Here is a 21,831-nt window from a genome sequence, read left to right on the forward strand (position 1 = left end):
AAAGATGAAATTTAAAATTGCGATTATCGGTGCCGGTAATGTGGCTTGGCACCTGGCACCTGCACTGGAAGATGCGGGACATGATTTAGTTGAAGTATATGCTCGAAGCTCAAAAGGCGCCGATCAAATTGCAGGTCGGCTTTATGCAGCCGAGATTAAAACTGATCTAGACTTTTCAGAAAGTAAGGCCAGTGTTTTCATTATTTCGGTTAGCGATGGTGCCATACAGGAAATCGCAGATGAAATTATCCTACCTGAAAACGCTATTCTCATTCATACTTCGGGGACAGTTTCTCTGGATGTACTCAATTATAGTTCGGCAACCTATACTGGGGTTTTTTATCCTTTGCAAACCTTTTCTAAGGGAAAAGAAATGGATATTTCAGAAGTGCCTTTTTTAATCGAATCTGAGGATCAGGAGATACTGAGAAGGTTGAAAATTTTGGCCAAATCCTTAAAATCCCAAGCCTACCCAATTCGGTCCAAAGACAGACAAGCTGTCCACGTGGCTGCCGTTTTTGCGAGTAATTTCTCCAATCACATGCTTCGGGTTGCAGAAGAAGTGATGCAAAGACAAGGTCTGTCCTACGAAATGCTAAAACCCTTGATCATCGAAACCATTTCAAAGAGTCTACAAATTGGAGCGAAACGGGCTCAAACAGGACCCGCTATTCGGGAAGATTATGAGACCTTGGATGAGCATTATCAATTCCTTTCTTATAATCCAGAGTTGGCGGAAATGTATAAAATCATTTCAAATGATATCATAGATAGTTGATAAAAGGAATTACTATTTGTTATAAAATTTGAAGAAAAGATTGTAATAAATTGGTAACTGGATTTAAAGTGCTTATATTCAGGTAATTGAGATAAGCTCAATTTAATTTTTCACTTTAAAATTCTTTTGTCATGAGCTACGTGAATCGTACCCTCAGGTCCATTCCATTTGGCCGAATAATCGGCGGACCGATGATTGCAGCTATTCATTCCCAAGCCTTAGCTGCCAAATCAACAGTAAATTTTATTAAAGAAGTCGGGTTTAAAGCTTCGCCACCTGAACTCAATGGCGAGCAAGATGAGGATATAGGAGATGTTAGAAACGTCACTTTTAAGTATTCGAGAAAGACGGCAGGTGGTAGTGTCGAGGATAATGATGCAGGGGAAGAAAATGTAACCTTAACAGTTCCAATTTTGACCATTGTTCCAATCCCATTTATTCGAATTGAAGAGATGACTATCCAGTTCACAGCCAACATCACTGAACAACAGGAATATCGTCGTGGAAGTGCTTCTAGCGGCTCTGTAGCAACAGATACAACTATGAATTTTAAAGCTGGCGGGTTCTTTTCTCCAGTGAAATTTAATCTAAATGCCAAAGTTTCTACACGAAACAATTGGAGTAGCTACCAAAGTAACAAGGTTAATACTGCTACACAGTATCAAATGGATGTCAAGGTAAAGGCTGTTCAAGATGAAATGCCTGCAGGGCTAGCCAAGATTCTGGGTATAATGGAGGAAGCCATCCTTGAAAAACCATCTACACCTTAACTTCATTCTAATCAACATGCAATGAGCCAGTTGAATAGTATAATAGCGTCCATTCTAAGCGACATTAATGAAGCAAAGGCAAAAGCTGATCAAACATCAAGCGAGCTAGCTAGAACTTATGCTGCAGATAAAATTCTCCGTTATTTTCCAGTCCCAAGAATAAACATTGAAAATCTTGAGGTTGAAATTAAGTATGCAGTAAATTCAGTGGAAGAAAAGCCGATTGATAATGCTGCCACTCGGAAAAAGGTAAATGATTTTATTAAAACTTTTACTGATGAAACAGCTTCGTCAGTCAAAAAGGCAGTTGAAAATGTTACCAAGACAAATGAGCTTTATGAAGGGATTAGTAAAATCTATCCATCAAAGGAATGGGAACTGTCTTTGAAGGAAAAAATGTCTGATATTTTAGTAAAAAGCTTCAAGCCAAATGATCCATCAAAAACTAAAGACCTTGCAGCAAATGGCTTGAGAAACGCAATCCCTGACCTTCTTCCTGTAGTAAAACGTTCCTCTTCAATGGCCATAGTTCCTACCGATAAAGGAGATTTTAGATTAATGGGATTAGATGACCAGGGTAAATCAGAATTTTTAGTTGATAAAGAGTATGATTCAGAAGCTGAAGCTCTCAAAGATGCCAAAGCCTTGACCTCCTCCTTAAAATCTAAAAAAGTGGAGGTAACTTCCGTAAAAAAAGATGAGAATAAAAAGGTAGAAATAGGGGCTCTAAAGGCTGGAAATAGAACATTTAACGTATTATTTGGTGGAAAAAGTATAAATGATCCTAAACCCAAAGCGAGCCTAGAAAAAGCAATCAATATAAAGGCGGAAGTGTTAAATAAGCCCCAAAGGGATGTCCCAAATTGGCTGAAGGCTTCCAAACCTGCCATGGCAAATATAAACCCAGAGAAATTTGAAGATGATGTTAGTTTGAAACTTGCCACAGAAAAGGTTATTAATGAAAGACTGCCCCTTTTTGAACAAGGTATAAATGATATCATGTCCAAGAATATGACAACTGTTCTAAACGTCAATGTAGATGGTGAAGCCATTAAAAATGCACAACCCGAAACCATAAGTACAATCAAATTCTCATTGAGTGCGCAGGATTTCACACTTTTAGATGATGATCAAGAACCTATTCTTTAAACAAATTCATAATGATCACACCAAAATATATTTCTGATTTATTGGGTGCCCCAATGGCAGCTGTAGTTCAGGCAGAGGCAATCGCCGCTAAGGCCACGGCAGAGTTCATCCAGGAGGTTGGTTTTTCAAAAAGTGAAGTGAATGAGGATGGTAATTTTGGGACCGTTCGAAATGTAACTTTTTCCTATAACAGGATAGAAGCAGATGGTCAAACTAGGATGACAAATATCTCTGTTCCACTTCTTACCGTAATCCCTATTCCTTCTTTGAAAGTTGCTGAGGCAGAAATCGAATTTGACTTAGCATTAAGTCAACCAAATTCTAGCACCGAAGGAGGGGAAAGTTCTTCAGGAAAAGACAGAAGATCTCCTTTTTTGAGCAGATCTCTTAGATTAAAGGCCATAATTGGAAAAAAAGCACAAGAAGGAAAAGCAAACACTACAAATTCTGCTACTGCGAACATGAATGTGAAAATCCGTTTAGCACAAGCCGAACCTACTATAGGAATGGTTCAGCTCTTGAATATCTTGGATAATGCAGATAAGGAAAACTGATGGCTAACTGGTTTGCCAAAATAAAAGAAAGCGTACTGAAATTTTTTGGAGTATCGACAGAAAGTACCAAACTGGTTGACAAAAAGGAAGAAGTCCCTGAGATTGAAATTGCCAAACAGCCCGGATTAAATTGTCCTGAATGCGGAACCAGACTTATTATCACCATGGATGCTCTTTTGAATTATGAACCAGTGAATTGCCATGGCTGTGGTCTACAGCTCACTATTGATCAAGAAAAATCCAAGAGCTCCATAGAATCTTTGAGAAAGTTAAAAACTGGACTTAATGAAGCAGAGAGCGTTAAAAAGCGTGGGCAACTTTGATCTACTCTAATCCGGATTTATCTATCTCCAAAATAGTTCTCAAAAGTACATTGGCTCCATTTGCTACATCCTCGGGAGAGGTATATTCATCCGGAGAATGACTAATTCCATCTTTACTTGGAACGAAAATCATCCCGATTGGAGTAATTCTAGCCATTTCCTGGGCGTCATGTCCTGCTCCACTTGGCATATACTTGTATGAAAGTCCAAGGTCGCTCGCTGACTTTTCTATCATTTTCTGAATTTTTGGATCTGACAACGCAGATTCACTGGCCACCTCAATATGATCTATGTCTAGCCCCATTCCGGCCTGCTGAGCCAATTCCTTGGCCCTTTTTTCTATTTCAGCATATATCGCCCATATTTTTTCAGATGAAAGATCTCGAATCTCAAGAGTGATTTTCGCTTCACCGGGAATCACATTCCCCGCTCCAGGGAAAGCTTGAATTTTTCCGACGGTGCCCACATGCGCTCCATCAAATGAATTGACAATTTCATTAATATCTAAAACTAGTTGGGCCGCAGGGAGCAGGGCATCCTTTCTCATATTCATCGGAGTCGTTCCTGCATGGTTTGTTATACCCTTAAATGTGAAATCCCACCACTCAATTGCCACGATTCCTTCAACCACACCGATTTCTAAACCTTCCTGAAAAAGGTTTGCACCTTGTTCGATATGCAATTCCAAGTAGGCAGCATATTCTCCTTCCTTACTTACCTGCTCTTCAATTTTATCCGGGTTTCCGCCAATTTTTTTTATTCCTTCTGCCATGGTGAGTCCACTTGAACTGACCACTTGGAGAGCTGCCTGACTTAAAGTTCCTACTTTACCCCGGCTACCGATCACCCCTCCTTCTTCATTTGCGAAAATGATTACTTCCAGAGGATGCCGGGAGGAATATCCTGCTTCTTGCATAGTTCTTACTACTTCAATGGCACTTAAAGAGCCAACAGGACCATCATAATCTCCTCCGTTTGGTACTTCATCGATATGAGAACCAAAAGCAATTTTGCTTAAACCGGGTACAGTTCCATACACAGAACCAATAATATTACCTGCCGCGTCTATGCTTACCTCCATACCAGCCTCTTTCATCAGCTTCATTGTAAAAGCTCGGCCCTCAAGGTCAAAATCGCTGAATCCAATCCTATCAGAACCCCCATTTTCATTTTTTCCAATTTTGGCTAGCTCCTGGAGATTCTTATTTAGGAGATCAGAATTTACCTTAAGATCTTGGGCCCATAGTAAGTTTGAAATCAGTAGACCGATTAGAAGGCAGGCCGAGGATATTTTCATTTGGATGGAAGTTTTAGCCCAACATAAAAAAAATCCCTCAGGATTCTGAGGGATTATCTGCTATTTCATCCAGGCTAGTTTAATCTCGTCAGGAGCTTTCATCCTATCCGCCAGCCTTGCGTATCGATCCGCTAAGTTTGAGAGATAGTCTTGGGCTTTGGCTGCCATGTCATTGAGCCCTGTGAGACTCTCAACCTTCCAAATTTTCACTAAATGGTCGATAATCCGTGCATAATCCCAACCAGTATAAATTCCTATTTTCTGAGTAATAGCAGAAAAATCTGCAAAAAGGGAGGGATTCTTTCCTCCTTCACCCATCATGATTGCTGGCATTACAATTTGCTTCCGCATCATCTGCTCGAAAGCTTGAATAGCACCATTTGGGTCAATTTCAAAAATCTTGGTCATAAAGCTTTTATAAGCTTTTTCATGCCTAGCTTCATCTCCTGCGATTGTTTTACAGATTCTTGACAAAACGGTATCTCCGGCCTTATCCGCAAGTTTCCCTGTATTGACATGTGAGATCTTAGTAGCTCTTTCCTGAAAGGAAGTATAGATCATGGCCTGATATGGATCCCCATCCGTATTTGGGTCAAAGCCATTATGTAATAACCTGTGGATGGTCTGTTCAACAGCTCTCATATCCACCCGGCCAGTCATGTAGAGGTATTTATTTAATAAATCACCGTGACGGTTTTCTTCAGCAGTCCATGCTTTCGACCATCTCACCCAACCAGAAGGATTAAAAAGATTTCGTTCTTCATTAATCCCTTCAAGTAAATTGAAATAGGTCTGATAACTAGGCAGAGCTTCTTCGGTGATCATATTTCCTACCAGAGAACTTAAAACCGTATCGGGAATGCCTTCTGCACGTCTCTGAAGCTCTTTGATCTCATCGTAAACTCCAGGGCTTTCAAAGTCTGGTAAAAAATCTGAGGGCTGCCAGCAATCATCTGGATCTACGAGAATGTTGTCCACAGCGTCAGCTACAGTATCTTCAATCTGAGAGATTACCTCCAGATTTTTCTCTAGTTCATAGTTTATTTTTTTCTCCTTGCTCATCTTCCTTTTTTCACGTACAATAACAGTACTAAGTTAAGTACATTTTGTTAGAAAAAGATTCTAGAAGTCCAAATATGGGCTTTTTATAATTCCAGCGGTAATTATTGACGTACAGGAATTTAAGAAATATTACTAACTTAATTTCCTAAGTAATTCTCCAATCTCTATGAAGAAAATCCTTGTGGTGGGCAGTAGTAATACTGATATGGTGGTTAAATCAATTAAACTTCCAAAACCGGGAGAAACTGTATTAGGAGGTGACTTTTTTTCTTTTGCCGGGGGCAAAGGGGCAAACCAAGCCGTAGCAGCCGCAAAGTTGAATGGGGATGTGATTTTCATGGCAAAGGTAGGCCAGGATCTTTATGGCGAAGCTGCAATTGAAGGATTTAAAAGAGTGGGGATAGATACCTCTAAAATTTTAAAAGATCCACAGGTTCATTCGGGAGTAGCTTTGATCATGGTAGATGAAAGAGGGGAGAACTGCATTTCAGTGGCTTCTGGTGCTAATAATACTTTTACCGAATCTGACATTGATAATCTGGATGATTGCCTTGATGATGTAGAGTTCGTTTTGATTCAACTGGAAATACCAATGGATATCGTTGAATACCTGGTGGAAAAGTGTGAGTCTCATGGAAAAAAAGTTGTCCTTAATCCCGCACCTGCGGCCAATTTAAGTTCAGATTGTCTCAGTAAACTGGAAATAATCACCCCAAATGAAATCGAAACGGAAATTCTTACAGGAATAAAAATTCAAGATGTGGAGTCAGCGAAAGCCGCAGCAGAAAAACTCAGAGCACATGGAGTGTCCACTGTGATCATCACTATGGGTTCAAAAGGAGCTTATTTCTCGACGGAAACTGAGTCTGGTTTAATTCCCTCCTTCCCGGTGGAGGCTGTGGATACTACTGCCGCAGGAGATACATTTAACGGAGCTTTAGTTGTTGGGCTGAATGAAGGGAAAGACTTGAAAGAAGCAATTTCTTTTGCCAGCAAAGCAGCATCCATTTCCGTAACCCGAATGGGAGCACAAGACTCCCAGCCATTCCGAGACGAAATCACCTAACCTCAAAATCTATGTTTATTCCTGAATCTTATGGACTTGCTGTCGTCCTTTGTGTAATTACCATGATTTGCTGGGGTTCCTGGGCAAATACACAGAAGTTAGCCTCTAAATCCTGGCCCTTTCCCCTGTTTTATTGGGACTATGCACTGGGAATAGTAATTCTCTCTTTGATTTTTGGATTAACCCTAGGCAGTATGGGAGAAGGAGGCAGATCCTTTTTGACCGATTTAGGTCAAGCGGATTCGGAAAGTATTATATCCGCTTTGATAGCAGGGATTATCTTCAATTTGGCCAATTTACTGATTGTGGCAGCTATTGATATTGCTGGAATGGCAGTGGCGTTTCCTGTGGGCATTGGAATCGCCTTAGTACTGGGTGTTCTGGTGAATTATATGGCGGAACCAATTGGAGATCCTGTTATTTTGTTTCTTGGAGTAGGACTGGTGGTTATTGCTATTATTATCGATGCCGTGGCCTATGGTAAATTGTCACAAGGAAAATCTCAAACTCCTACAAAGGGAATTTTGCTCTCGATAGCAGGTGGTGTTTTGATGGGATTCTTTTATCGTTTTGTAGCGGCATCAATTTCCACTGACTTTGCGCAGCCTGAGGAAGGACTTATGACGCCTTATTCGGCTGTATTCGTCTTTTCTATTGGAATCTTTGTCTCAAATTTCCTTTGGAACACCTTCTTCATGTACAAACCCCTTCAAGGTAATTCCACTACCTATTCGGATTATTTCAAATTGGGTAACCCAAAGCTTCATCTGGTAGGAATACTTGGAGGGATCATTTGGTGCATTGGCATGTCACTCAGCGTGATTTCAGGAGAAAAAGCTGGTTTTGCAATTTCTTATGGATTAGGTCAGGGAGCGACAATGGTGGCTGCGGCATGGGGAGTTTTTGTATGGAAAGAATTTAAAGATGGACCAAAAGGAACAAATACATTAGTTCGCCTCATGTTCCTGTTTTTTATTGCAGGCTTAGCGTTGATAATTATTTCCAGAAATGCATAAAAAAAGAGCCCTGAAATTTCAGAGCTCCTATTTTCAATAGTACTTTGATTAGTAATCAATCTGATACATAGCCACTTTATTCTTGAAGAAAGTGGGCACCAAAACCAAATTCTCCTCAGGAATAAAACCAATATCAGCAGTATTGGATTCTTCTGCTTTCGTATCCAGCATAAGCGTCTGGCCTCCTTCAGTCACAAACCATATCTCTCCCATCCATCTGGAGGCAATGAAGTTGCCATCTCCAAGAATGACTAAACCATCACCGCCAGTCACTTCTGAGTTGACAATGGACGTGGTGCCATCTGCATTCCATTTAATAAGACCACTCGCATCAAGTCCATAGATGGTACCATCATCAGCAACTGCGATACCATTGATGGATTCATGACCTTCTGAAATAGTAGATACTTCTCCTCCATCAAGCATATGCACCTTGCCGGTATTCATATCTGTGAAATATACTTTTCCATCATGCGTGTCTACATCATTTAGAAAATCTGCTCCTTCTACAGGGTATCGATTTTTTATGGATGCAGATGCAATGTCAATTTCTACTAGTTCATCAATGTTTGTTACATATAGATTTCCATTGGCAATACCCATTCCTTTTGGGGCATCAAGACCAGTTACAAAATCCTGGTTGATGACATTGCCTTCCTTGTCAATGATAGAAATTGAGCCCTTTCCATCTTTCTCAGTTGGTGTTCCCTCAATATTCGAAACATAGATGGCCCCGCTCTCAGCATCATAAAGCACTGATTCATTCGTGATCAAGCTTTCCCCGGTTTCTCCTACCAAAGTGAGACTAGGTGTTTTAGCATCTTCGACCACAGCTATTTCCTCTGTGACCTCCTCAGTTTTCTGCGGACCGCAGGAATAAAGGCATACTAACGTAAATGCCAGAAATGTAAGTTTAGATAGATTTTTCATTTTTCTAGTTTTTTAATAAAGTCCAATTTTCTTGATTAAAGTTTTCAGGTGCGGATTCCCTTAATCGGTCTTCTATTTCATCCAGATACATGGTATTATACCGAAGTCGAGTAAGGTAGTTTGGTAGATTCGGATCTCCATTCCAGCAGTGCTCTGCACGGTCACCATAAGCAACCGTCCCCCCATAATAAGGATTTTGGGTTTTTTCCAAAAAATCTTCAGCGAGATAAACAGCATTGTTCAAATAGTAATTGTCCATATCACCACAGTATATATGAACCTTACCTTCGAGCTTTGGACCTAGGGTCTCCCAGTCCCTTTCCATGATGTAGCGAAGGTCATAATTTTCCTTCCAATATTCGGCTACCTCATGATCAATTTCTCCTGTATAACGATCCCAAATAGGCTTTGGGTAACCATCCTCGCCCACGGGAGAATAGACTGCCTGCCAAATATCCATTTGATCACCCGATCTGGATTTATCTCCTCCCAAGGCTAGTTCACGGTGATTCATATCCTTCAGCGTGGCATCTACATTTCCCAAGTAATCCCGATGTCCTGGACGTAAAGTTTTCTTAAAATCCCCTTCGACATAGTAGGCGTTTTCATCTTCATAAATATTGACCAGCATGTAGGCCCGAAAGTCTATTGGGTCAGGGCAGGCTGCAAAGCATCCATTGTACTCATCCGGATATTTCACTTGTGCGGCCAAAGCTTCCCAACCACCAGTAGAACCACCGTATAGAAATCTTGACCAACCTTCACCAATTCCCCTGAATTTCTCCTCAATATGAGGAACTAATTCATAGGTTATAGCATCACCGTAAGGCCCAAGATTTTCGGAGTTCACCGCGTAGCTATCGTCGTAATATGGGTTTTGGTGCTGAATCTGGATTATAATGAATCTCTTAAAGTCATCAGAAGTCCACTTTTTATAAAAATCATAGGCTTCTTGCTGTACGATTTTTTCATAGCCATAGATGTCAAAGCGGGCGGAGTAGTCATCTTCAGGCAAATCCGGATCAGGTGGGGTGGTTCTGAAACCACCAAAGTCTGCCGGAAAATGCCCATGGAATATCATAAGTGGATAATGCGCATTTGGATTTTCATCAAAGCCTTCTGGTAGTAAGACATGTGCTCCCAGGTACATATCTCTTCCCCAGAATTCAGACAGCAGATCGGATTTCATTTTGATGTGCTTAATGTATTCTGTGTCTTCCGGCTCTTCAATTTTTGAAATTATTTGATCGATGACCAAAGCTGTACTAAATCCAGATTTAAGATCAACCTTTTTGGGAAGGCTATAAATATTTCCCGGGGCACGGTTCCATTTCCTGCCTTCACCTTGATCCATTGGCAGCTTTACGGTATGGCCATCGCCTCGTTCGAAGGTTTCATACTTTTGAATGAAGGCTTGTACATAATACTCTCCTTCAGGAAGATCTCCAATATTTTCCACCGGATACCCAAAGCTCTCAGGATCCAAAACCAGTTCTTTCCCTGAATCGTATGAATCGAAATCCATCCCAAACACCTGATTTGTCCCGGCATTATCACTTATTCCAAATCGAGGTTCCGAATCTGGATTTTTTGAAAGAATGACCAATAAACGACCATCTTGGACATCATCTGCAAGTTCTTCGATGATAAGAATCCTAAAGCCAGGTTTATCGATTTTGATTTCGCATGAGAGTGCGAATAATAGTAGAATGATCAAAAGACGGCTGTATTTCATAGGTTGGGTAACTTTTAAATGAAATGTACAAAAAAGTGTTTAATCATTGCTGTGCCAGAATTTTGCAACAATGTTACATAAGTTGAGCCCGTTTAGTAAAATTCCTATCTTTTCCGGCTAAACCAAAAAATCATGAAGCGTTTATTACCTTTTATTATCCTTGCCATTGGCATATTTTCTTGTTCCCAACCTTCGGAGGAAAATAATTCTCAATCCATGAGCGATGAGGATAGGCTTGAGCTTGCCACAGAAATAGCCCAAAATACGATTATGGTAGATGGGCATGTAGATTTACCATATCGGATGAAAGTGGGTGGTTTTACTCTTCAAAGGGAAATTCTTGATGTTTCCGTGAGAACAGAAGGTGGAAACTTTGATTATCCGCGCACCAAAGAAGGAGGCTTGGACGCACCATTTATGTCCATTTTTCTTCCAGCGAATCTACAGCAGGTTCCAGGCGCTTCAAAAGCTCTAGCCGATTCTTTAATCCTGATGACTGAGCGTTTGGCAAATACATTTCCAGATAAGTTTGCAATGGCATACAGTCCCGCCGATATCGAGGCAAACTTCGAAAAAGGTCTGGTTTCTTTACCCATGGGGATGGAAAATGGATCTGGCATAGAGGATGATCTGGATAATGTAGAATATTTTCATTCTAGAGGGATACGATATATCACACTTACTCATGGCAGAGACAATTTGATAGGGGATGCCAGTTATGACACCACGGGAACACATGGAGGACTATCTGATTATGGTAGGCAAGTGGTGGAAGAAATGAACCGGGTTGGAATTATGGTAGACTTATCTCATGTTTCTGACAATACCTTCAGGGATGCTTTGGAGGTAACCAAAGTTCCTGCAATAGCTTCTCATTCTTCTGCAAGAGTTTTTACTCCGGGATTTGAAAGAAATATGAGTGATGAATTGATCCAGGCAATGGCTAAAAATGGAGGGGTGATGATGATCAATTTTGGAGGTACTTTCATCGATTCTGCCTATGCAGCAGGGAGAGATAAAGTTCGTGATCATATTGTAAACTGGCTAGCTGAAAATGAACTATCCAGATCTGATTCTGCAGCTCAGGCATATATAAAGAAATATACCGAGGAAAATAACCCTTTCCCTTCTGTTGAAAGAGTAGCAGATCATATTGATCATGTGGTGAATTTGGTGGGAATAGATTATGTGGGACTCGGTTCAGACTTTGATGGAGTTGGAGACTCTTTGCCCACAGGGCTTAAAGATGTGAGCATGTACCCTAATCTTATCGCAGAGCTTTTGAAAAGAGGATATTCAAGAGAGGACATAGAAAAAATTTGCTATAAAAATATTTTTAGAGTTTGGAAGGCGGTGGAAGATTATGCTGCATCTCAGGGATAATTTCAATCTGAGAGCTTCTTTCTTTCTCTAATTTTCTTCAATTTGTGAGTAGAACATCTTTTGATAAAATTAATTATGAAAAAAATTCTTTCGGTCTTAGTGCTAGTTTTTTTGGCAGGATCAATTTATGGACAGAGTAGTGAGCCAAGTATCTTTGCTACTGGTATCGAGGGTTGCTATAGTAATTACTACATTACTTTTCATGATAGGGGGGCAATGGTGGTCCCTGATGGTGAACATGAAGTGGTAATGTCTGTAATAAATCAAGGCAGAAGTGAGTGCTTCATGGCAAAGGCAGTCGTAGAAAATGGAGTTATTGTGGCACCCATATCAGTTCAAAAAGAGAATGGAACCTACGTTCGTGCAGAAAGAATGTTTAAATCTATAGATCCCGATTGGTTAGAGGAGCAGGACCCTGAAACCATAAATGCGATTACAGACGGAATGAGTGCCTTAGTCAAAACTCAAGAAGGATATTGGATTAGGCTCTTTTTTCACACTTTCATTCATCCTAATAATGGAGGTAATAAAAAGGCTCCACCTGCCTCTGAATTATTAAAAAGTGGAGAATAATTCTATCCTCATTATCTAAAAGCCTCGCCAACAAGCGAGGTTTTTTTATGTCATTATTTCCGAAAAAGTAACTTGATTTGTTCAAATTCGGACAGAATGGCTTGAAAAATGAATTGGCGATAGTTTTGATTCTAGGAGAGAAGATAGAATCAAGAAATAACAAAAAATATAAATATGAACTTTAACCAATTCACCATAAAGTCCCAAGAGGCCATACAAAAGGCACTCGAGCTGGCATCTGCAGCGGGTCAACAAAGCATTGAGCCGTTACATTTGTTGAAAGGGATTTTAAATGTAGATGACAATGTTACTGGCTTCCTATTTAAGAAGCTTGGAGCGAATAAACAGTTGGTCGATCAAAAGATCGATGAACAACTGGAAAAACTCCCTAAAGTAAGTGGGGGCCAGCAGCCATATCTTTCAAATTCATCAAATCAGGTTTTGACCAAAGCGAAAGACCAGCTTAAAACCTTTGGGGATGAGTTTGTTACAATCGAGCATTTAATGCTTGGTATACTGGACGTTTCCGGACCAGCAGCACAGATTTTGAAAGACCAGGGTATTGCAGAAAAGCCTTTGATCGAAGCGATCAAAGAATTAAGAAAAGGAAATAAGGTTACCGATCAGAATGCTGAAAATAAATATCAGGCATTAGAAAAATACTCCAAAAACCTGAACGAGCTTGCAAAGAAGGGTAAGATCGATCCTGTCATCGGGCGGGATGAAGAGATTAGGCGGGTATTACAGATTTTGGCCCGAAGGACCAAAAATAATCCTATTCTACTAGGTGAGCCTGGGGTTGGTAAAACAGCGATTGTAGAAGGACTGGCCCAAAGGATAGTTTCAGGTGATGTTCCTGAAAACCTGAAATCCAAGACTTTGATTTCTCTAGACATGGGTCTGCTTGTAGCAGGGGCTAAGTACAAAGGGGAATTTGAAGAAAGACTGAAAGCAGTAATCAAGGAAGTGACCGATTCAGATGGTGAGATCATTCTTTTCATAGATGAGATTCATACGCTAATCGGTGCTGGTGGAGGAGGCGAAGGAGCCATGGATGCAGCAAACCTACTTAAGCCAGCTTTGGCACGAGGAGAACTGCATGCAATAGGTGCTACTACGCTTAAGGAGTATCAGAAATATATAGAAAAGGACAAGGCACTGGAGCGAAGATTCCAGGCAGTGATCGTCGATGAGCCAGATGCAGGAGATGCGATTTCTATTCTTAGAGGAATCAAGGATAAGTATGAATTGCATCATGGGGTTCGTATCAAGGATGACGCTGTAATTTCTGCGGTGGAGCTTTCTCAGAGATATATTTCCGACAGATTCCTTCCGGACAAAGCTATTGACTTAATGGATGAGGCCGCCGCCAAATTGAGGATGGAAATAGACTCACTACCTCAGGAACTGGATGAGTTGAATCGTCGAATAATGCAGCTTGAGATAGAAAGAGAGGCTATTCGTAGAGAAAAAAACAAGGACAAAGAGACTGTTCTAAGCAAGGAACTAGCTGAACTTTCTGAAAAGAGAGACAGTGTGAAAGCCAAGTGGGAAAGTGAGAAATCCGTAATTGTCGGAATCCGGCGAGAAAAAGAGAATATCGATAAGTTCAAGCTAGAGGCAGAACAAGCGGAGCGAAGTGGAGACTTTGGCCAGGTGGCCGAAATCAGATACGGGAAAATTGTAGAAGCTGAGAAAAAGCTGGAATCTTTTAAGAACCAACTGGCCGAAATGCAGGCGGGTTCTCCTCTCCTAAAAGAGGAAGTGGATTCGGAAGATATCGCAGCTGTGGTTTCAAAATGGACAGGTATTCCATTAAGCCGAATGATTCAGTCAGAAAGAGAGAAGTTACTCCATCTCGAAGATGAGTTAGGAAAGAGAGTGGCTGGTCAGAAGGAGGCTATTCAAGCCTTGTCGGATTCAGTTCGAAGAAGCCGGGCTGGTTTACAAGACCCCAAAAGGCCTATCGGTAGCTTTATCTTCATGGGAACTACCGGAGTCGGAAAGACCGAGCTTGCAAAAGCCTTGGCTGAATATCTCTTTAATGACGAAAATGCAATGGTTCGGATCGACATGTCGGAATATCAGGAGCGCCATGCAGTCAGTAGACTAGTGGGGGCACCTCCAGGATATGTAGGATACGATGAGGGTGGACAGCTTACGGAAGCAGTTCGTAGAAAACCTTACTCTGTGGTTTTACTCGATGAAATCGAGAAAGCTCATCCAGATGTCTTTAATATTTTGCTTCAGGTGTTGGATGATGGTCGATTGACTGATAATAAAGGCCGAATAGCCAATTTCAAAAACACGATTATCATTATGACCACGAATATCGGTTCTCATCTGATTCAGGAGAGATTTGCCGAAATGGAAGAGTGGAACAAAGAAGAGGTGCTGGAAAAAACTAAAAGCGAAGTCTTTGAACTGCTGAAAAAATCTGTGAGGCCAGAGTTCCTGAATCGAATTGATGAAACGATCATGTTTGAACCTCTGAATAAAGAGATCATTCGAAAAATTGTGGATATCCAGTGGAAGGAAATTCAAGATCGATTATCCGAATCAGGAATTGAGATTGAAGCGACGAAAGAGGTTCTGGATTACTTGGGAGAAGTTGGTTTTGATCCACAGTTCGGTGCAAGACCGCTTAAGCGAACCATGCAGCGATTAGTACTGAATGAATTATCGAAGCAGATCCTCTCAGGATACATCAAAAACGACTCAGCAGTGTTGGTGGATCTAGATGCTGATAAGCAGGTATATTTTAAAAATGTAGATGCCTCGGTAGAAGTATAAATTGAGTTGGTTTGGAGTAAAGCCCATGGGAAATTCCCATGGGCTTTTTTTGAACCACTTGCCTCTATTTGGGTTCTTTAAAAAAAATCTATGCTCGAACACTTCTTTCAATGTCCTTATTGTTTTGAAGAGATTTCCATGCTTGTCGACCCTTCGGTTCGAAAACAAGAGTATGTGGAGGACTGTGAAGTTTGTTGCAATCCAATTTTAATACAAGTGGGGTGTACTGATGGAGAAATAGAGTTTTTTGATGCACAATCTTTGGGGCAATAATGCTATTTGATTCAAAAAACACAAGAGACGAAATATGGACTGCCGTGGCTCATGAGCTTCATAGAGGGGCTTTAGATTCTAAGCATGCCTTTCGATATGTAAATCTTGCGACCAATGGCAAAGGCTATCCTGAAATACGCACAGTGGTACTGCGTGGGGTGGATGCAGATTTGAACTTCTATATTTTTACTGATTCCAGAAGCCAAAAGGTGGAAGAAATAAAACGAGATCAGCCGGTTTCTCTTCACTTTTATCACCCGAAAAAGAGAGTTCAGATTAGGGTCCAGGCCAAAGCTGAAATTCATCAGAATAATGATTTAGCCTTGGAACTCTGGCAACGTGTTCAAGGTAACGCTCAAAAGGCCTATAATTCAACTTTTTCTCCTGGTGAAAAAATTAAATCGCCCTCAGAGGGATGGGACTGGCCTCAAGAAATGAATTCAGATTTCTTTGCAGTGATCAGGTTCAAACCTGAAAAAATCGAAGCCCTTCAGCTCGATAGACTTAATCATCTGAGGATTGAGTTTGAAAAAGTTGCCGGAGAATGGGAAGGGCAGTGGTTGGTGCCGTAGTTTGATCTGTCTTGATAATGGATATTTAAAGGATTTCCCTAAATTCCATTTCAACCATTAACCAAAGACATGCGAGTATTTTTCAAAGGCCTACTGGCTTTGTTCACCCTTTTGCTTTGCCTCCAGGCAAATCCTTCTTTTTCTCAAAAGAAAAATAATAAACAGCAATCTGATACACCTAAACTGGATACAGCCCTCTATCAAGGAATGGAATTTAGACTAGTGGGGCCATTTCGTGGAGGAAGAGCTACCGCAGTAGCGGGAGTAGTTCAGGACCCGATGACCTATTATATGGGTGCTACCGGAGGAGTTTGGAAAACCACCGATGCTGGTGAGAGCTGGTTTAATATTTCTGATGGCTTTTTCAACACCGCTTCGGTGGGAGCTATTGCCGTTTCCGAATCTGATCCTAATGTGGTATATGTGGGAATGGGAGAAGCGCCCGTAAGGGGCGTAATGACCTCACATGGGGATGGGGTGTATAAGTCCACCGACGCAGGGAAAACCTGGACCCATTTAGGATTAGAGAAGACAAGACAAATTTCCAAGATTGTGGTTCATCCCGAAAACCCTGACATGCTAATCGTTGGTGCGCAAGGGAGTCCTTATGGAGCTACCGAGGACAGAGGAATTTATCGATCTGTGGATGGAGGGACTACTTGGGAGAAAGTCCATTTTGTGGATGAAAATTCAGGCGTGGCTGATTTAAGCATGGACATGAATAATCCTCGGGTGATTTATGCCAGCTACTGGGATCACAGAAGGTTCCCTTGGAAGGTGCAAAGTGGAGGCCCTGGCTCAGGACTTTACAAGTCAATAGATATGGGTTTGACCTGGAAAAAAATGGAAAAAGGTCTACCTGAAAGCACACTGGGTAAAATGGGTATCTCTGTTTCCCGAGCTAACTCAAATATAGTCTGGGCAATTATCGAAGCAGAGGATGGGGGTCTATATCGTTCTGATGATGCGGGAGAAAGTTGGAGACTAGTTAATCCAGATCGTTTACTCCGGGCCAGATCTTGGTATTACATGCATATTCAGGCTCACCCCAAAGAACCTGAAACGGTTTATGTGATGAATGCTCCTTTGGTAGAGTCTACCGATGGAGGAAAGACTTTTAAGAATATGAGAACCCGTCATGGGGATAATCATCAGCTTTGGATCAATCCGGAAAAGCCAAATTTCATGGTGAATGCTAACGATGGAGGGGCGAATGTATCAATTGATCGTGGGACGAACTGGTCCAGACAGGATAATCAGCCGACAGCCCAGTTTTATCGGGTTAATGTAGATCGTCAATTTCCCTATCGTATTTACGGAGGCCAGCAGGATAATTCTTCAGTGTCTATCGCATCTCGAGCCAATGGCCCTGGAATTGGATGGAGTGAATTTTATCCTGTTGGAGGTTGTGAATCAGCCTATTCAGCCTTTGATCCCGATAACCCAATTTATATCTATTCCGGATGCTATCAGGGCATAATTACGGAGTGGAATGCCGATACCGAACTGGAGAAAGATGTGATGGCCTATCCATTTTTAGGTTTGGGCTCGAATCCCAGAGACTTGAAATACAGATTTAACTGGAATGCCCCGATCATAGCTTCAAAGCATGATCCAAGCGTGATTTATCATGCGGGGAATGTGATTCTAAAGACCACGAATCGAGGTTTGAGCTGGGAAGAGATTTCTCCGGATTTGACTAAGAATGACACAGCCAACATCAATTGGGGTGGGGGTCCGATTACGAATGAAGGTGCGGGTGGAGAGGTTTACCATACCATTCATTATTTGGCGGAATCGCCACATACACCTGATGTGATCTATGCCGGAGCTGATGATGGATTACTTCATGTCACTCAGGATGGGGGCCAAAGCTGGACCGAAATCACTATCCCAGGCACTCCTGAGGGAATGGTGAACCAAATAGAGGTTTCTCCTCACGATGAAGGAACGGTTTATGTGGCCTTCAATAGTTATAAATACAATGACTTCACTCCTCATATTTTCAAGTCAACAGATTATGGTCAAAGTTGGACTCGATTGGTTAATGGTATCGCGGTTGAAGCTCATGTGCGAGTGGTCAGAGAAGACCCCAATCAAAAAGATCTGCTTTATGCAGGGACAGAACTTGGTTTGTATGTTTCTTTTGATGCAGGGCAAAGCTGGAAAGAGTTTCAACAAAACCTTCCTGTGGTTCCGATCACTGACCTAATGATCCAGGATAACGATATGATCGTCGCCACTCAAGGAAGGGCATTCTGGGTATTGGATGATTTGGGGCCACTTTATGAAATGGATGCTGCCAAGGATGCGGATTTTTATGTGTACGAGCCAGAAGACGCTATTCGAGATTTGGCTTTCAGAACTGAGGCTCCGGAAATGGGACAGAATCCTTATGAAGGTTTTGCTATGAAATACTTCGTGAGTGAATTGCAAGATTCTACCCACCTGGAAGTGGAAATAAAGGATAAAGAAGGTTCAATAATCCGAACTTTCACCTCAGATCCATCTGCTAAAAAGGATAAAATCAAAGTAAAAAAAGGCATGAATCAAGTTCAATGGGATTTGGCTGTTCAGGAATTTGAATTGGTTCCGGGAGTCTTTTCAGGTTTGGAGTCTGGTCCTGCTATGGTTCCTCCAGGTGAATATGAAGCCATTTTCACTTATGGAGATCGAAGCGCGACTAAGATGCTTACCGTTAAACCTGACCCAAGGTGGTCTGCAAGTCAAGCCGATTATGATGCTCAGTACGCTGCACTTAAGCCTCTGGCAGAAGCTTTGGTGGAAACAAGAAATACTGCTGAGAATATTCGATCTATCCGGGATCAGGTTGAAGATTTAAAAGCGAGAGTTTCTGAAGATGATTTTCCTGAATGGCATGAGCAGGCGGATGCGCTTATCGAGAATATCAATGAGGTGGAAGGAAAGCTTATTCAGACTAAGCAGAAGACTTTCCAGGATGTGATCAACTTCCCAAATCAACTGGATGTTAAGCTAGCGCATATTTACGGTACGATTGCCAATCAGGAGCCTCCGGTTACTGAAGGTCAAAAGGCCACCGCAGCTGATATGCTCAAGAAGTATGAGGAGATGATGATGGAAGCAGAGTCTATTGATGCAGGAGCCGCCGCTTTGCAACAGGCTATGATTGATCAGGAAATTCTATTTATAAAAGGAAAGACCAAATAAAATTAGTATAAAGTAAAACCTACGAGTTCTTTGACACCTCAGAGGTTTACAGATCAATTTTGACCAGAAAGGTTTTCGAAGCCTTTCTGGTCTTTTTTTTTTTAGTTGGGAGGGGTATGTTCCAGAAGATAATTCGTCAGTAGAGTGTACAAGTGCATGGTGGTCCCTTCCCCTTCATAGATTCCATGCGATCGGTTAGGATAGGGCATGAAATCAAACTGTCGGTTATGCTTGATAAGTTCATTGATAAGCATCTCAGCACTTTGATAATGGACATTATCGTCTCCTGTCCCGTGAATTAGCAATAGATTTCCTTCCAGGTTTTTGGCATAAGTAATGGGAGATCCATTTACAAAATCCTCCATATTTTCCTGAGGGAGTCCCATGTACCGTTCTTGATAAATATTATCATAAATCAGCTGATTGGATACTGAAGCTACTGACATGCCTGTCTGATAGATCTCAGGGAATTTAAAAAGCAAATTTAGAGTCATAGAGCCTCCACCACTCCATCCCCAGACGGCTACACGACTCTCATCCAGGTAGGGCTTTTTCAAAATTTCTTTGGCGGCCAGCCCTTGATCCCTTGAGTTGATTTGACCGATGTTCCGGTAGATGCTTTTACGCCAAGCAGAACCTTTGAGAGTCGGTGTACCTCGATTATCCATATCGATTATGAAGTATTCCTTTTGCGAAAGCATAATATCAAAAAGACCAACTTGAGTATTCAGGGCTGTGGTTGCCCAAGGCTCCCCATAAACATGGAAAAGAACAGGGTATTTTTTATTTGGATCAAAGTCTACTGGATAAACCACCCTTGCATCGAGAGTGACCCCTTCTGCAGTAGTCACTTCCTCAAACTCCACCTTTGGCAAAGCCAGTGACTCTCTTTTTGCTCTGTAATCTTCATTTGAAATCAGGCTTCTAAGGGTTTTATGGGAAGGAAGTTCTATCAGTCTGACACTTCGCGGTTCTGATGTACTCTGGTGCGTATGAATGGCAAACCTTCCATTTGGAGCGACATCGTATGTGTTAATTCCCACAAAAGAATCGGGAGTAAGTCGACTTTTTCCTCCTTTTCCATTCAGGTTTTTAGAAAAGAGATATCGCTCATACGGGACTTCCGGAGAAGCAATAAAGAAGACTTCTTTTTCACTAAGCCCTCCAAAAGAAGCTACGTCAAACTCATCCGAGGTGACTTGGGATTTCTCACCAGATTCTAGGTTTACCTTGATAATATTTCTCCAATCCCCATTCTCTGTCATCCTCAGAAAAGCCTGACCATTATCTACGATTTTGAGATCATTATTCCCCCAGCCATTGGCCGAGATATCTGGGTAGCCGAGATCTACCCAGGTATCTTCGGTTTCCACATAGATATCTCGGAGTTCATTTGAAGATGGCTTATAAGTCCAAATGGTAAGTTTATTCTGCTTACGGTTCATTTGCTGAACTAGCAACAAATCCTCTGAAACCCATTGCATGCCGGGTAGATAATTTTCTTTTTCGTCTCCCGGAATCGGCACCCAATTCAAATCTCCATTTGCTGGATTCACCAATCCAATCTTTGCACCAGCAGGGGTTTGCCCCACTTTGGGATATTGTAGGGGGATAGGTTGGGAATAGACGGAGTCGATGTTGTTCATCATGTAAAAGGTCCCGATTTCTCTGGCATCGATTTGCCAGAATGCGATTAAGGAACCATCAGGACTCCATGAAAACCCATCCCTTTTACCAAACTCTTCTTCATATGCCCAGTCAAAGGTTCCATTGATGATTTTATCCGTTCCGTCGTTGGTCAGTTGGGTGATTTCTCCTGTGACAAAGTTTTCTTTGTACAGATTGAATTTGTGAACGTAGGCTACGAATTGATTGTCTGAGGAGAATTTTGCAAACATTAGTGAGGAAGACTCAAAGTCCTTTCCCAATTGACTGAGCCTCTCTGTCTCTAAATCATAGACCCAGTAATCGCCCTTGGTATTTGATCTCCAAACCCTACTGGAATTAGTGAAAATCAGGACTTTGCTTTCATCCTCAGATAGGGAGAATGACTCCACTAAAATGGGTTTGCCATTTACCATCAGTTTATTTGCAGGGACAAAAGTGGAGGATTCGCCTGAGGCGGTATTCCACAGGGTAAGCTCATTACCTGATGAGGAATAATCAACTGTCACATAGGCATCTCCTCTTTGGATCCACTGGATGGGTTGGAGTATTTCCTGACGGAATTCAGCTGAATTATAAATTCTATCTAAGGTAAGCAGCCTTGGATCATCTGAATTTTGAGCGTTGGAAAGGCCAATAGAAATCATGAAGATTCCTACCAAAAGCTTGTATGATTTGAAGGTCATTCGAGTAAGATTTTACT

The 21,831-nt window shown here is 41.5% G+C and carries 18 protein-coding genes; 13 read left to right on the forward strand and 5 right to left on the reverse strand.

Annotated elements, in window-relative coordinates; genetic code table 11:
- Positions 1–4: 4 nt before the first annotated feature.
- The 5 genes from QVH07_RS12790 (at position 5) to QVH07_RS12810 (ending at position 3,574) form a co-directional block, all read left to right on the forward strand.
- Positions 5–778, forward strand: coding sequence for a Rossmann-like and DUF2520 domain-containing protein (locus QVH07_RS12790; RefSeq protein ID WP_290000880.1), 774 nt, complete (start codon positions 5–7; stop codon positions 776–778).
- A 131-nt stretch (positions 779–909) separates the two neighbouring features.
- The gene (locus QVH07_RS12795; RefSeq protein ID WP_290000881.1) at positions 910–1,548 is read left to right on the forward strand and encodes a DUF2589 domain-containing protein; all 639 of its coding nucleotides are present in this window, start codon (positions 910–912) and stop codon (positions 1,546–1,548) included.
- A 21-nt stretch (positions 1,549–1,569) separates the two neighbouring features.
- Positions 1,570–2,697: a hypothetical protein gene (locus QVH07_RS12800; protein WP_290000882.1), complete on the forward strand. Its 1,128-nt coding sequence runs from the start codon at positions 1,570–1,572 to the stop codon at positions 2,695–2,697.
- 11 nt (positions 2,698–2,708) lie between these two features.
- A complete protein-coding gene (locus tag QVH07_RS12805) occupies positions 2,709–3,251 on the forward strand; it encodes a DUF2589 domain-containing protein (RefSeq protein ID WP_290000883.1) in 543 nt (180 codons plus the stop codon).
- On the forward strand, positions 3,251–3,574 hold the full coding sequence (locus tag QVH07_RS12810; protein ID WP_290000884.1) for a hypothetical protein: 324 nt from the start codon (positions 3,251–3,253) through the stop codon (positions 3,572–3,574). Before QVH07_RS12805 ends, QVH07_RS12810 begins: the two co-directional genes overlap by 1 nt.
- Before the next feature lies 1 nt (position 3,575).
- Here QVH07_RS12810 and QVH07_RS12815 read toward each other — a convergent pair whose 3' ends face one another.
- Positions 3,576–4,871, reverse strand: coding sequence for a M20 family metallo-hydrolase (locus tag QVH07_RS12815; protein WP_290000885.1), 1,296 nt, complete (start codon positions 4,869–4,871; stop codon positions 3,576–3,578).
- Positions 4,872–4,931: 60 nt separating this feature from the next.
- Positions 4,932–5,933 (reverse strand): acyl-ACP desaturase, encoded by a 1,002-nt coding sequence (locus tag QVH07_RS12820; protein WP_290000886.1) that lies wholly within the window; start codon positions 5,931–5,933, stop codon positions 4,932–4,934.
- Positions 5,934–6,099: 166 nt separating this feature from the next.
- Here QVH07_RS12820 and rbsK point away from each other — a divergent pair, with 166 nt between their 5' ends.
- Together rbsK and QVH07_RS12830 are read left to right on the forward strand one after the other, a co-directional pair.
- A complete protein-coding gene (gene rbsK, locus QVH07_RS12825) occupies positions 6,100–6,999 on the forward strand; it encodes a ribokinase (RefSeq protein ID WP_290000888.1) in 900 nt (299 codons plus the stop codon).
- Between the two features lie 11 nt (positions 7,000–7,010).
- Positions 7,011–8,015 carry a multidrug DMT transporter permease gene (locus QVH07_RS12830; RefSeq protein ID WP_290000889.1) on the forward strand — a complete coding sequence of 335 codons (1,005 nt, stop codon included), beginning with the start codon at positions 7,011–7,013 and terminating at the stop codon, positions 8,013–8,015.
- A 48-nt stretch (positions 8,016–8,063) separates the two neighbouring features.
- Here the strand turns inward: QVH07_RS12830 and QVH07_RS12835 are convergent, their stop codons facing one another.
- Positions 8,064–8,945, reverse strand: a complete 882-nt coding sequence (locus QVH07_RS12835; RefSeq protein WP_290000891.1) for an SMP-30/gluconolactonase/LRE family protein — start codon at positions 8,943–8,945, stop codon at positions 8,064–8,066.
- 4 nt (positions 8,946–8,949) lie between these two features.
- Positions 8,950–10,680 carry an alpha/beta hydrolase-fold protein gene (locus QVH07_RS12840; RefSeq protein ID WP_290000893.1) on the reverse strand — a complete coding sequence of 577 codons (1,731 nt, stop codon included), beginning with the start codon at positions 10,678–10,680 and terminating at the stop codon, positions 8,950–8,952.
- A 132-nt stretch (positions 10,681–10,812) separates the two neighbouring features.
- Between QVH07_RS12840 and QVH07_RS12845 the strand changes: the two genes are divergently transcribed.
- From QVH07_RS12845 to QVH07_RS12870, 6 genes are all read left to right on the forward strand, one after another.
- On the forward strand, positions 10,813–12,063 hold the full coding sequence (locus QVH07_RS12845; RefSeq protein ID WP_290000895.1) for a dipeptidase: 1,251 nt from the start codon (positions 10,813–10,815) through the stop codon (positions 12,061–12,063).
- A 75-nt stretch (positions 12,064–12,138) separates the two neighbouring features.
- A complete protein-coding gene (locus tag QVH07_RS12850; RefSeq protein WP_290000897.1) occupies positions 12,139–12,636 on the forward strand; it encodes a hypothetical protein in 498 nt (165 codons plus the stop codon).
- A gap of 174 nt (positions 12,637–12,810) precedes the next feature.
- Positions 12,811–15,429, forward strand: coding sequence for an ATP-dependent chaperone ClpB (gene clpB, locus QVH07_RS12855; protein ID WP_290000898.1), 2,619 nt, complete (start codon positions 12,811–12,813; stop codon positions 15,427–15,429).
- A 90-nt stretch (positions 15,430–15,519) separates the two neighbouring features.
- Positions 15,520–15,702 (forward strand): CPXCG motif-containing cysteine-rich protein, encoded by a 183-nt coding sequence (locus QVH07_RS12860; protein ID WP_290000900.1) that lies wholly within the window; start codon positions 15,520–15,522, stop codon positions 15,700–15,702.
- Positions 15,702–16,274 carry a pyridoxamine 5'-phosphate oxidase family protein gene (locus tag QVH07_RS12865; protein ID WP_290000901.1) on the forward strand — a complete coding sequence of 191 codons (573 nt, stop codon included), beginning with the start codon at positions 15,702–15,704 and terminating at the stop codon, positions 16,272–16,274. The genes QVH07_RS12860 and QVH07_RS12865 overlap by 1 nt, the downstream gene beginning before the upstream one ends.
- A gap of 69 nt (positions 16,275–16,343) precedes the next feature.
- Positions 16,344–19,463: a WD40/YVTN/BNR-like repeat-containing protein gene (locus QVH07_RS12870; RefSeq protein WP_290000902.1), complete on the forward strand. Its 3,120-nt coding sequence runs from the start codon at positions 16,344–16,346 to the stop codon at positions 19,461–19,463.
- Between the two features lie 101 nt (positions 19,464–19,564).
- On the opposite strand, the gene QVH07_RS12875 is transcribed toward QVH07_RS12870, so the two are convergent.
- Complete coding sequence (locus tag QVH07_RS12875) at positions 19,565–21,814, reverse strand: S9 family peptidase (RefSeq protein ID WP_290000904.1); 2,250 nt, start codon at positions 21,812–21,814, stop codon at positions 19,565–19,567.
- Positions 21,815–21,831 lie beyond the last annotated feature (17 nt).

The organism is Algoriphagus sediminis (assembly GCF_030403435.1).
In the GTDB taxonomy this organism is placed as follows: Bacteria; Bacteroidota; Bacteroidia; order Cytophagales; family Cyclobacteriaceae; genus Algoriphagus; species Algoriphagus sediminis.